This window comes from Streptosporangium sp. NPDC087985, assembly GCF_044741965.1.
Taxonomy (GTDB): domain Bacteria; phylum Actinomycetota; class Actinomycetes; order Streptosporangiales; family Streptosporangiaceae; genus Streptosporangium.
This window is the reverse complement of sequence record NZ_JBIUTQ010000030.1, coordinates 41,200-52,584: the sequence shown is the minus strand read 5'-3', so window position 1 is coordinate 52,584 and position 11,385 is coordinate 41,200. Positions and strand designations below refer to the sequence as shown.

General features: G+C 66.1%; 12 protein-coding genes and 1 pseudogene. 8 read left to right on the top strand and 5 right to left on the bottom strand.

Features of this window, described 5'->3' with window-relative positions:
- Positions 1–74 precede the first annotated feature (74 nt).
- The 3 genes and pseudogenes from ACIN94_RS31210 to ACIN94_RS31200 form a co-directional block, all read left to right on the top strand.
- Positions 75–218, top strand: a pseudogene (locus ACIN94_RS31210) (IS5/IS1182 family transposase); the annotation flags it as partial.
- A gap of 195 nt (positions 219–413) precedes the next feature.
- Positions 414–728 (top strand): hypothetical protein, encoded by a 315-nt coding sequence (locus ACIN94_RS31205; protein WP_400714051.1) that lies wholly within the window; start codon positions 414–416, stop codon positions 726–728.
- A 421-nt stretch (positions 729–1,149) separates the two neighbouring features.
- Positions 1,150–3,183 (top strand): hypothetical protein, encoded by a 2,034-nt coding sequence (locus ACIN94_RS31200; protein WP_400714048.1) that lies wholly within the window; start codon positions 1,150–1,152, stop codon positions 3,181–3,183.
- A gap of 278 nt (positions 3,184–3,461) precedes the next feature.
- Here ACIN94_RS31200 and ACIN94_RS31195 read toward each other — a convergent pair whose 3' ends face one another.
- Positions 3,462–4,199: a helix-turn-helix domain-containing protein gene (locus tag ACIN94_RS31195; RefSeq protein ID WP_400714045.1), complete on the bottom strand. Its 738-nt coding sequence runs from the start codon at positions 4,197–4,199 to the stop codon at positions 3,462–3,464.
- A gap of 143 nt (positions 4,200–4,342) precedes the next feature.
- Positions 4,343–5,227, bottom strand: a complete 885-nt coding sequence (locus ACIN94_RS31190; protein WP_400714042.1) for a hypothetical protein — start codon at positions 5,225–5,227, stop codon at positions 4,343–4,345.
- Positions 5,228–5,490: 263 nt separating this feature from the next.
- On the opposite strand from ACIN94_RS31190, the gene ACIN94_RS31185 reads away from it, so the two are divergent.
- Positions 5,491–5,754, top strand: a complete 264-nt coding sequence (locus ACIN94_RS31185) for a PolC-type DNA polymerase III (RefSeq protein WP_400714039.1) — start codon at positions 5,491–5,493, stop codon at positions 5,752–5,754.
- On the opposite strand, the gene ACIN94_RS31180 is transcribed toward ACIN94_RS31185, so the two are convergent.
- A complete protein-coding gene (locus ACIN94_RS31180) occupies positions 5,694–5,858 on the bottom strand; it encodes a DUF6879 family protein (protein WP_400714036.1) in 165 nt (54 codons plus the stop codon). The genes ACIN94_RS31185 and ACIN94_RS31180 overlap by 61 nt on opposite strands.
- Positions 5,859–6,356: 498 nt before the next feature.
- Between ACIN94_RS31180 and ACIN94_RS31175 the strand changes: the two genes are divergently transcribed.
- The 3 genes from ACIN94_RS31175 (at position 6,357) to ACIN94_RS31165 (ending at position 10,294) form a co-directional block, all read left to right on the top strand.
- Positions 6,357–6,662 carry a hypothetical protein gene (locus ACIN94_RS31175; protein WP_400714033.1) on the top strand — a complete coding sequence of 102 codons (306 nt, stop codon included), beginning with the start codon at positions 6,357–6,359 and terminating at the stop codon, positions 6,660–6,662.
- Positions 6,663–6,744: 82 nt separating this feature from the next.
- Positions 6,745–7,374, top strand: a complete 630-nt coding sequence (locus ACIN94_RS31170) for an exonuclease domain-containing protein (RefSeq protein ID WP_400714030.1) — start codon at positions 6,745–6,747, stop codon at positions 7,372–7,374.
- Between the two features lie 787 nt (positions 7,375–8,161).
- Entirely contained in the window at positions 8,162–10,294 is a 2,133-nt protein-coding gene (locus tag ACIN94_RS31165) for a ricin-type beta-trefoil lectin domain protein (RefSeq protein WP_400714027.1), read from the top strand.
- A gap of 84 nt (positions 10,295–10,378) precedes the next feature.
- Here the strand turns inward: ACIN94_RS31165 and ACIN94_RS31160 are convergent, their stop codons facing one another.
- Together ACIN94_RS31160 and ACIN94_RS31155 are read right to left on the bottom strand one after the other, a co-directional pair.
- On the bottom strand, positions 10,379–10,513 hold the full coding sequence (locus ACIN94_RS31160; RefSeq protein WP_400714024.1) for a 2-oxo acid dehydrogenase subunit E2: 135 nt from the start codon (positions 10,511–10,513) through the stop codon (positions 10,379–10,381).
- 26 nt (positions 10,514–10,539) lie between these two features.
- Positions 10,540–10,809 (bottom strand): 2-oxo acid dehydrogenase subunit E2, encoded by a 270-nt coding sequence (locus tag ACIN94_RS31155; protein ID WP_400714021.1) that lies wholly within the window; start codon positions 10,807–10,809, stop codon positions 10,540–10,542.
- On the opposite strand from ACIN94_RS31155, the gene ACIN94_RS31150 reads away from it, so the two are divergent.
- On the top strand, positions 10,790–11,359 hold the full coding sequence (locus tag ACIN94_RS31150) for a cadmium resistance transporter (protein WP_400714018.1): 570 nt from the start codon (positions 10,790–10,792) through the stop codon (positions 11,357–11,359). The genes ACIN94_RS31155 and ACIN94_RS31150 overlap by 20 nt on opposite strands.
- The last annotated feature ends 26 nt before the right edge of the window (positions 11,360–11,385 follow it).

Sequence of the window (11,385 nt, the reverse complement as noted above, 5' to 3'; positions counted from 1 at the left end):
CGCCATTCGAAGTTCTCGACGAGTACGCGGCACTTCAATCGGCTGCGTAGTCAACAACCGCAGATTCCGCTGTCCGGAATGATCTCAGCCCCTCAATCAACCGGATCAAGGACTGGCGTGGGCTGGCCTTCCGCTTCGACAAGACCCCCGAAAGCTATCTGGCCGGCCTTCATCTACGCGGAGCCATCTTGTGGATCCGAAGCCTTCAACCCGCCTGAAGATCCGAAGTCCATACAGACCCTAAGAGCTGGATGAGCCCGCATTAGCTCCGGTGCACGAACGCTCCAAAACCTAATAGTGCAGTGAGGTGATCTCAGTGAACCTTCTTATCTTGTTTGTGAGACACCTGCGTCCATGAGGTGCCGGCAACCTGGGGCCTCGGCGATCACGACAGAGTTGGAGAGCTCACAAGCATGTTCGAACGCGGGATGCAAGTGCGGCTCAGGGACCGGTTATGGGAGATCGAGGACGTCCGCGGCGGCGAGAAGGAGACCTTCCTCGATCTACGTCGCGCCGACGATCGCCCAGGGCCCCGCCGTCTCAAGGTGCTGGCTGCCGCAGAACCCACACTGAAGATGGAGTCGACGAAATGGAAAGATGCGCACCTGAGCATCAATGCATTTAGCCCTTTGGATTTTGAACTGTATCCAGAAGAGATAGAGAAGATGACTAAAGAGGCAAAAGTCAAGTCAGAAGTGCTTCTAACTTTGAGTGTCTATCAATTCTGATGATAATGCGAATCTTCCTGCTTATCCGAAGTTTCGCTGCCACCCGCTTCTTCGGCTGAAATTGCGTCTCCGGTCCTCGGCCAGCGGAGAGCCGCGGATCACCCGCTTCGTGGTGATCTTACGACGGCCAGGCGTGGAGGACCCACCGGAGTGGAAGTACATGCTGAGTAGCCTCACGATGATCTGGGCCCGGATGTCCTCCTGGCCTGTGACGATGTCATGCACCCACGGCTGCAGGCCGCTATCCGGCCGCTGCTCTTTCATTCACTGCTGTGCGGGCCAACCACTATCAGGCGGCACGTCCGCGTGGCCATGTAGATCCCAAAGGCCATGGTGGTAGAGCCACAGCATGACGGATCCGTAACCCTCTCCGAGACACGAACGATCAAAGAACGGCAGTGTTCGCAGAAAGGGGGGCGATGTGCGTGTTGAGGACTTGTCCGAGGCGGAGCGCCGGGTCTGGGAGGCGTTTCTTCTGGGGGAGGAAGTCGACTTCACCACCGGGAACCCGGAGGAGAACGACCCGGCGGTAGGCGCGGCCTGGGGCGCGGAGCGGACGGTCCGGGCCAGGGTGATCGCCGTCCTGCTGATGGACGAGGAGTCGCCTCAATCGCACCGGGTCCCGGCGCTCCGGATCAAGGGTGCCCGGATCACCGAGCGGGTGAACCTGGCCTACTCCACCCTCCACCACTCCGCACGGTTCCTGTCCTGCTTCTTCGAGGAGGACCCCAGCCTGTACTGGGCGCGGTGCCCGCAACTGAGCTTCAAGGGCTCCCACCTGCCGGGCCTGTCCGGTTCCAACGCGCAGATCGACGGGCATCTGCGGCTGGAGGGATGCGTGTTCACCGGCCTGCTGGAACTACGCGGGACCCAGCTCGCCGGCAGCCTCGCGCTGAACCACGCGCAGAGCATGGATATCGACTGCGACCGGCTCCAGGCGGGGCGGGGCATTGCCGCGATCGAGCTCAGCGCCGCTGGCCAGGTCAGGTTCACCAACGTCAAGGTGAGCGGCACCGTGATCCTGGACCATGCCTGCCTCGCCGCTTCTGACCGGAGCGCGTTGGAGCTGGATGGGCTGCTCCCCGACGGGAGCGTCTTCTGCCGGTGGATGGCAGTCACCGGGATGGTCAGCCTGCGCAACGCCCGCGTGGCCGGGCCGTTCAGCTTCACCGGGACCACGATCGACTGCCCCGATGAGATGGCCTTTCTCGGTTCCAGGATCACCGCCGAGGGCGGGCTGTACCTGGGCGGCGGGTTCAGCGCGACGGGCACCGTACGGCTGGCCAACTCTCGGGTCGACCGGGAACTCAGCCTGAGCGGCGCCCGCCTGACCCGCCCCGACGGTGACGCGCTCCAGGCCGCGGAGCTGCAGGTCGAGGGGACCTTCGACGCACCTGAGCTCACCGCCGAGGGGCGGGTGGATCTCTCCCAGGCGCGCATCGCGGGGTCGCTTGACCTGACCGGCGCCAGCCTGTCCGCGCCCGGCGGGGTCGTCCTCGATGCCGACGGGGTGAATGTCGGAGGCGGGCTGTCGTGCACCGGGGATTTCCGGGCCGAGGGCGCGGTCCGTCTCGCCGACGCGCGTATCGGTACGTTCGCCGACTTCAACGGCGCCCGGCTGAGCAACCCTGGCGGTCAGTCGCTCGACCTCGCTGGGGCGAGCGTCGGCGGCGGCCTGGAGTGCGGGCGCGGCTTCGCCGCCGAAGGCGAGCTCACCCTGATCGGGGCGCGTATCGGCCGGCACCTGTATCTCAACGACGCGACCCTGTCCGCACCGGGCGGCCGCGCCCTGGCCGCCTGGCAGCTGGAAGCCCGCGAACTGTACCTGCGCCCCAGGCGGACACCCGAAGGCGCCGTCGACCTGCGACACGCCCGGATCGGTGTCATCCGCGACGACCCGGCCACCTGGTCGCCGCGCCGCCAGGACGGTCTCACCTACGAGGCACTGGATCCGATGCTGCCCGCCGCTCGACGCCTGGCCTGGCTGAAGGACGATCCCGACGGGTACGTGCCGCAGCCGTACGAACAGCTCGCCGCCGTCTACCGGCGGCTGGGTCACGACGTCGACGCCCGTACCGTCCTGCTGGTCAAGCAGCGGCGGCAGCGCTCCACGCTCCCGCTGTACGCGCGGGCTTGGGGCCGGCTGCAGGATGTCACGGTCGGGTACGGCTACCGCCCCGTCCGCGCCACCCTGTGGTTTCTGACTCTGCTCGTCATCGGCACCCTCGTGTTCGCCGTGAACAACCCGCCCCGAGCGGAACCCGGCAAGGGTCCCGTTTTCAATGCTCTCGTCTACGTGCTGGATCTGCTGTTCCCGCTGATCGACTTCGGGCAGGAGAAGGCGTACCAGCCCGTCGGCGCCGGCCAGTGGGTCGCCTACGGGCTCGTGATCGCGGGCTGGGTGCTGGTCACCACCATCGCCACCGGCATCACCCGCACCCTGTCCCGCCAGTGATCGGCGAGTTGTAGCGGCCTTGCGGTCCGGCGGCACATCGACGTTCCCGCCGACTGGGGCACCGGGCCGCTCAGCTGCCGAACTAGTCGGGGCCGTTGTGCGGCTTTCCGAGCGGGCGGATGTGGGCTCCCTCCGCGTAGAAGCCCTGACGGAGAGTGAGACGGTCGCCGCAGACCTGACACCGGAAGCAAGCCAGCCCTCGGAGCTATATCCCGAAGTCCTCGGGGGAAGCTACCTGCCGTAAGACGACCGCTTCCACGATCACCCGGCTCGGTAGATCACCCGCCCCAAGCATGGCCTGTCAGCCCGAAGGGACGTTCCGGTGCCGTGACGATGTAGTGGAAGTTGCCTGCCCCAACCGTTCGTTCAAGGGTCTTGACGACGCTCCGGGGATTGTCGTGCGGGCCTGAGATGTAGAACGGCTGGCCGTCCTTGCCGAAGGTGATCGCGGACGGCCCTTCCCACGTGCCGAGGTGGTCGGCGGTCTGCGCGAAATCCGCAGCGGGCTCGAAGCCAAGGCCGCGCGCGTACTCGATCGCGCCAAAGACGATGTCCTGTGCGAGCTCGATTGGCGCCTCCTGCCATCCGGACGAATAGGCGGAGTAGTAGTCAGGGAGGAACCGACGCAGGGCCAGCTCATCCATGACGTCAGGCCCCAGAGCTTTCTTCACCCCCAGGCAGTACACATCTACCAGGTAGCCGCACACCGCCACCTTGTCCCAGCGATGCCGCCGGGCGACCAGCACGCTCACTATGCCCGCGGTCCCGTCTTCGGACGCGGCCTCGTCCACCCAGCCGCGCCCCTCGTCAATTGACAGGCCCACACTCCAGCCGACGTTGACCCAGCAACCAACGATCTCCGGTGCAGGAGCCGTCGCACGGTTCTCCGCCGCGACAGCCCGTATCAGCGGGGCAACAACCGATGGCGACACACCCAACGTGCGAGCGATCTCCTTCGGAGACCTGCCCTGGCCGCGTAGCTCCCGCACCTGATCCAGAAGTTCTGCACTGTCCACGAGAACTCAACCCTACCGAAGCCGAAGCATAGAGACGCAGCAGACTGCTCAACGCGGTTACAGTGACGCCCATGCCCACGTACGACGCCTGCACGATGATCGCCACGCTTGCGGATCCGGTCCCGAAGACCCGGTGACTATGCTCACACCTGCTCGACCAGCGCCTTGTGGAGGAGGATCTCTTCGGAGGTGGCCCAGCGATATCCGGGACGGATGACGCTCACCGGCGTTCCGGGCTCCGGCGCGCCGACCAGAGGTTCGTGCAGCGCGGGGTCGAAGCCGGATTCCTCCCCCACCGTGCCGATGGGGTGCAGCGCCTGCCCCGCGACGAGGCTTCGCACCCGCTCAACAATGATCTCCGGGGTGGTCCCGCCGATCACTATTTCCTCGATCTCGGCTGCGAGATCGGCGAGCGTGCGAACGACATCGATCTGAAGCTGGCGCTCCTGGGCGGTGCGGAGCCTGATCGCCCTGTTGTTCGCGCTCTGCAGATCCCGTTCCAGACGTTCGCAGCGCTCGGCGAGCACCCGTGCCCGTTCTTCTGCCGTCTCGGCCGAGTCGGTCGCCGCCTCATCGTCCTTACGGATCGGCGCAGGCGTCTCTGGCCCGGTCACATCCTCGCCGACTTCGGTCGGAGGAGCCGCAGGAGCGATCACATCCTCAGCCGGACGCGGCCGCACCCATCTGTACGTGTTCGCCCTGACGCGCACGTCGTCACGCTTGGACAGTTTCGCCTGCACGCCCCTCCACGATCGGTCCACGACCGCCGGCTCCAGGCCGAGCTCGATGAGGAGCTCCTTGATGGCCTGGGCCTTGAGCCCTTTCGAGCTCTCGCGAAGGAGTTCCACAACCACGGTGACAGGATCGGAGGTGAACCGCTCGATGAGGGCGGGCAGGTCCAACAGGAACTGATGCCGCCGGGTACCTGCGACGGCCAGCAGGTTCTCACCGCCGAGCCGTACATTCTCCTCCACCACTCCATCGTCGTCCCACTGGACTCTGGCGAGGGTTCCGGTGCGCGAAAGCACCGTCCCTACGCGGAGTCGCTCATCCGGACCCTGCGGGCCTGCGCACCGCGACTTCGACTCGATCCACGACAGTTACTGTAGGGGCATCGACTCGGCGCCACCGTTGCGAGGTGGAGCAAATGCCCGAAGTGCTCGCATGTCGCCGGTCGGGGAAGTGCCGATCCGTTTCGCTACGAAGCCATTACGCTCTGCTCATCCGTGTTACCCACCCGAGCATCACCTGGAATCGTTCAGGCAAACGAGCAGTGCAGGGAGGCGTTCGGATGCTTGACGGCTCCCCCGGCTACCTGGTCATCGATCTGGAGACCACGGGCCTGCACCCTTCCCGGCACGACCGGATAGTCGAGATCGGCATCGTGCACCTCGACCCCGCCGGTCAGGTCACCGGCGAGTGGAGCACCCTGGTCAATCCCGGACGCGACCTCGGCTCGCAGCACGTCCACGGCATCAATGCCGCCGACGTCCGTTACGCCCCCACCTTCAACGGCATCGCCGCGACACTGACCACTCTGCACCTGGCCATGTAGGGCAGTTCCACCGCGGCGCCGTAGGCATCCCGCATCTCCAGGTGAACAGCACTGTGCTCGAAGCCGGCCAGCAGCTCCTCGAACGCGTCGTCAGAGATGTTCATGGGCCTGCCGGTGTCAAGAACTGAAGCACCTGGCCGGGGATCTCACAGGCGACCTCCCCCGGGGGATGTCCATCTGGGCGAGGGCTTCCGGGTCGGTGACAATCCAGCCCTGGACAACCCAGCTACCACGGTCGGTCCGGTAGACGGTCGGTGATCCGGTCGGGTTACTGTCGGGGTCTTTGCCTACGAACGTTAGACGCATGTTCGGCTTCCCACTCTCGTGGTGCGGAATGTTGCGGACTTCCGAGGCGATCGTGATTCCCTCGCGCAACATCATCGCTGGCCGCTTTGCGCGACGGCATCGGCAGCCTGATTTAAGCACCCCCACAATGCGGCCTTGCCTGTGGTACCACAGGCAAGGCCGTTAGTCGTATAGGGAGAGGACCAGTGCATCATTTTCACGGATATGCGTGGACGGGTCAGGCAACGTCTTACCTAAACAGTGAGGGCATCCGCAGACCATTTCATCCCGAATTTCAGTCTTCACCCCTTCCGCCCATGAGATTGTGCGACTGGCTAATCAAGCCGCACAACCGCATCGTCACCTCGTTCGACCAAGCCGGCGACGCTGCGACCTGGCTCATTGACCAGTACGACATGGCTTGCCCCTCGTTCCATCTCCCCGATCAGGAGGCGAAGATCGGCCGAGAGCACCGCCACGCAGGAGCAGCGGAGGCACTCCCCGGCGGTACCGATATCCAGTGGGGGTTCCATCTCAAAGGGGAGCGCTTCGTTTCGATGGGGGTTATCTGCTGCCCGAATAAGCACGCCCCTGACTACAAGTGCCCGAAAGGTCGGCGGTAGCTGACGTTGGAGAAATCATCACGGGTTGAGTTTCCCGCCGTAGTCCGCGCCACGGAGACGACTGACGGAGGAGAACCGCGCCATGCACGACCAGCCATGGACCACCGCGCCCCTGGTCGCCTTCGACCTTGAGGGCACCGGCAGCCAGGACCGTGAGCACGAGGCGATCCTGGAGGTCGGAATCGTCCCGCTGGCCGATGGGCGCCCAGACATGCGGAGCGCCTACGACTCGGTAGTGAACCCGGGTCGACGCATCCAACGCCGCCCCTGGTCCTCCCCCGGCCTGACCAACGACGTGCTCGGCCTGGCCCCGCGGCTGGATGCCGTCGAACCTGAGCTGGCCGGCCGACTGAACGGGGCGACCGTCGTCGGCCACAACGTCAACGTGGACTGGCGGCTGCTGTCACTGCGCTGCCCCGGCATCCACCCGGCATCCCTGATCGACACGCTCAAACTCGCCCGTCTCGTCCATGGGAACGCTCAGCGTCGATCCTTGACCGCGCTCCTCGCCTACTACGGACTCGACGACGAAGTGACCAAACCGACCGGGGGGCAACCGCACCGCGCCCTATGGGACGCGGTCGGCGCCGGGCTACTCCTCGGCGCGCTCGTCCGCGCGCTTCCCCACGGGAACAGCTTGACTGTCACCGGGCTGCACGACATGGCGGGCGTGTCCTTGTGCGACGCGGAGCAAACGTTGCCGCTGTTCTAAACCGGCGCCAGCGCAGCGCGGGCCGGCGAGTCGTAGGTGTCCGTCGTCCTTACCAGGTACGAGAAGGCATGAAGCCTTCGGCATCAACCCGGGCCGGATCAGTTCGAAGCTGTGTTTCCCCGCACACCGGTGTTCCCACGCTGATGAACCTGCTGGGGTTACGCTTCGGAGCACTGGACTTCATCGTGGATCCGTACGGGCAGTACTGGTTCTGGAGGTCAACCCGTGCGGCCAGTGGGATTGGATCCAGCACGCCACCGGCCTGCCGATCTCCGAAGCCATCGCCGACGAGCTCCAGGAAGTCTCCGCATGAACACCCACCAGTCGCCCTCCCCCGAGATACGGCGCAGACTCGACGCGATGACCGCAGGTCTGGCTCAAGCCGGGGCGTTGGTCTCCCCGTGCTGGATGGACGCGTTCACCCATGTTCCCCGGCATGTGTTCGTACCGCGCCTGTTCATCCAGGGGACCGACGCACGTGGGATCACGGTGTGGTGCCCACTGGACGACGGCGATCGCGAGGCATGGCTGGACGCCGCCGCTCGCAAGCGAACCTCCAGGTCAAAGCTCCGGCCGAGTTTTCGAGCGTCACAGGCGGCAGATGAACTGGTGTTGCTGACTTGGAGTCAATTCCGTGCACCTGCGTCGGACGGAGATCGCTATTGAAAAGTGCTCCACCCGACGTCACGAGATCAATCATTAGTAAAGTTTCCTATTGACAGGACGCCACACGGGCATGTTACATGCGTCTTAATTTAAGAAGTGAACGAGCCGGGAGGCCCCCCTCATGCGCCTGCAACGCGCCCGATTAGTGCTCGCTCTGACGGCCGGGTTCGCGCTCGTCGCGACCACCCTCACCCTCACCCCCGCCTCCGCCGCCGTCGGCCAGATCACCGGGTACGGCGGCAAGTGCGTGGACGTGGCCGGCGCCAACCCGGCCAACGGCACCCAGATCCAGCTCTACACCTGCAACGGCACCAACGCCCAGCAGTGGACCACCGGCACCGACGGCACCATCCGGGTCCTCGGCAAGTGCATGGACGTGGCCGCCGCCAGCACCGCCAACGGAACCCGGGTGCAGCTCTACGACTGCAACGGCACCAACGCCCAGGTCTGGACCGCCCAGGCCGACGGCACCCTGCGCGCGCTCGGCAAGTGCCTGGACGCCACCGGGCCCAGCTCCGCCGACGGCACCCCGCTCCAGATCTGGGACTGCTCCGCCGGCGCCAACCAGCGCTGGACCCTCCCGACCGGCAGCAACCCGACCCCGCCGCCGACCGGATCCAACCCCGACCTCGGGCCGAACGTGAGCATCTTCGACCCGACGATGCCCGCCTCGACCATCCAGTCCCGGCTGAACACCGTCTTCAGCCAGCAGCAGAGCAACCAGTTCGGCGGCAACCGCTTCGCGTTGCTGTTCAAGCCCGGTACGTACAACGTGGACGTGAACGTCGGCTTCTACACCCAGGTCCTCGGGCTCGGGTTGCTGCCCGACCAGGTCACCGTCAACGGGCCCGTCCACGCCGAGGCCGACTGGTTCCAGGGCAACGCCACCCAGAACTTCTGGCGTGGGGCCGAGAACCTGTCCGTCACTCCGCCCGGCGGCAACGACCGGTGGGCGGTGTCGCAGGCGGCGCCGTACCGGCGGATGCACCTGCGCGGGAACCTCCAGCTGGACGACGGCGGCTGGTCCAGCGGCGGGCTCTTAGCCGACACCCGGATCGACGGGCAGGTCCGCTCGGGCACGCAGCAGCAGTGGCTGACCCGCAACACCGAGATGGGCAGCTGGACGGGCTCCAATTGGAACATGGTCTTCGTCGGGGCCACCAACGCCCCCGCCGGGAACTTCCCCAACCCGCCGTACACGCGGGTGGCCACCACCCCGGTGGTCCGGGAGAAGCCCTTCCTGTACATCAACCAGGCCGGGAACTACCAGGTCTTCGTCCCGGCCCTCCGGACCAACTCGACCGGCACCTCCTGGTCGGGCGGGAACCCTTCGGGGACCTCGCTCCCGCTCAGCCAGTTCTTCATCGTCAAACCCGGGCACACCGCGGCCAACATCAACGCCGCGCTGGCCGCCGGGCAGGACCTCCTGGTCACCCCGGGCGTCTACCACCTCAACGACACGATCCGGGTCACCCGGGCCAACACCGTCGTGCTCGGGCTCGGCCTGGCCAGCTTCATCCCCGACAACGGCGTCACCGCGATGACCGTCGCCGACGTGGACGGGGTGAAGATCGCCGGGATCCTCTTCGACGCGGGCACGGTCAACTCGCCGATACTCCTCCAGGTCGGCCCGGCCGGGTCCGCCGCCGGGCACGCAGCCAACCCGACCTCCCTCCACGACGTGTACTTACGCGTCGGCGGCGCGGCGGTAGGCAAGGCCAGCCAGAGCCTGGTCGTCAACAGCAACAACGTGATCGGCGACCACCTCTGGATCTGGCGCGGCGACCACGGCTCCGGCATCGGCTGGAACAGCAACACCGCGGCCAACGGGCTGACCGTGAACGGCAACGACGTCACCATGTACGGGCTGTTCGTCGAGCACTACCAGCAGCACCAGACGGTCTGGAACGGCAACGGCGGGCGGACGTACTTCTACCAGAACGAGATGCCCTACGACCCGCCCAACCAGGCCGCATGGATGAACGGCGGCACCCAGGGCTACGCGGCCTACAAGGTCGCTCCCTCCGTCACCACCCACGAGGCGTGGGGTCTGGGCAGCTACTGCTACTTCAACGTCAACCCCGGCGTGGTCGCCGCCCGCGCCTTCGAAGCGCCCAACACTCCGGGCGTACGGTTCCACAACATGGTCACCGTCTCGCTCGGCGGCGTGGGTACCATCCGCAACATCATCAACACCACCGGCGGCCCCTCCAACTCGACAACCAACGTCGCGAACCTGGTCAACTACCCCTGACCAGCGCTTAACCACCCTGCCCACCGCCTGAGCAATCCTCGGGCGGCGGGCGGTGTGCTCACGCGACGCCTTCACTGTCGGAGGCTAGAGTCGCGGCGACCAATCGTCGGCTTCCAGGAGTTGCTCGACGCGGCTGATGAATCCCGCCGCATAGGCGCCGTCGAAGGCGCGATGGTCGAACGACAGCGAGAGGTTGCCGACCGGGTGAATCGTGATCACCTCTCCCGCCCCAGGGACTTCCAGCACTACCGGCGCTTCCTGATGCCATCGGTGGAAAGAATGGCCACCTGCGGCTGGTTGATGATGGGGGCGCTGATCAAGGTGCCGAACGGTCCGGGGTTGGTGATCGTGAAGGTGCCGCCGTGGCGGGCGCTGATCAGCCGGAACTCCACTCGGGCCAGCGCTGGCTGGCCGAGGCTCGTCCCCGCCGTGGCCAGCAGGGTAGCTTGGCCCGCTGTGGAGGGAATCTTCGGCACAATCGCCGCGGCAGCGGGCATGTTCGCCGGTACGAACATCGACGACATCGTCGTCTTGACGGTCCTGTTCCTGTCGCTGCGGGCCAGTGGCCTGCCCATGCGGTGGCAGATCTGGAGCGGCCAGTACCTGGGCATCGGCGTGCTGGTCCTGGTGTCGGTGGTGGCCGCGCTGGGGCTGACCGTCGTGCCGGGCGACTACGTCGGCCTGCTGGGCCTGGTGCCGTTCGCCCTGGGCGTGTGGGGCCTGATCAAGGCGATCCGGGTCCGCGCCACCGGCGCCGGGGACCCGTCCCCGGCGGTGGCCTCGGGGCTGGTGTCGGTGGCCGGGGTGACTATCGCCAACGGGGCTGACAACATCTCCGTCTACACGCCGATCTTCCGCACCATCGGGGTGGGCCCGACCCTGCTGACCATCGCGGTGTTCGCGCTCGGCGTCGCGCTGTGGTGCCTGGCCGGCACCTGGCTGGGCTCGCACAAGAAGGTCGTCGAGGTCATCGAACGCTACGGGCACTGGATCGTGCCGGTGGTGTTCATGGCCATCGGTTCGCTCATCGTGATCGAGTCCGGTGTGCTGGGCACGATCTTTTGACTACACGATGGCGAGAAGGCCCGGCG

Coding starts and splice junctions, on each gene's coding strand:
- ACIN94_RS31205 (WP_400714051.1), top strand. CDS start 414: ATGTTCGAACGCGGGATGCAAGTGCGGCTCAGGGACCGGTTATGGGAG.
- ACIN94_RS31185 (WP_400714039.1), top strand. CDS start 5,491: ATGCTTGACGGCTCCCCCGGCTACCTGGTCATCGATCTGGAGACCACG.
- ACIN94_RS31180 (WP_400714036.1), bottom strand. CDS start 5,858: ATGAACATCTCTGACGACGCGTTCGAGGAGCTGCTGGCCGGCTTCGAG.
- ACIN94_RS31175 (WP_400714033.1), top strand. CDS start 6,357: ATGAGATTGTGCGACTGGCTAATCAAGCCGCACAACCGCATCGTCACC.
- ACIN94_RS31170 (WP_400714030.1), top strand. CDS start 6,745: ATGCACGACCAGCCATGGACCACCGCGCCCCTGGTCGCCTTCGACCTT.
- ACIN94_RS31165 (WP_400714027.1), top strand. CDS start 8,162: ATGCGCCTGCAACGCGCCCGATTAGTGCTCGCTCTGACGGCCGGGTTC.
- ACIN94_RS31150 (WP_400714018.1), top strand. CDS start 10,790: ATGTTCGCCGGTACGAACATCGACGACATCGTCGTCTTGACGGTCCTG.
- ACIN94_RS31155 (WP_400714021.1), bottom strand. CDS start 10,809: ATGTTCGTACCGGCGAACATGCCCGCTGCCGCGGCGATTGTGCCGAAG.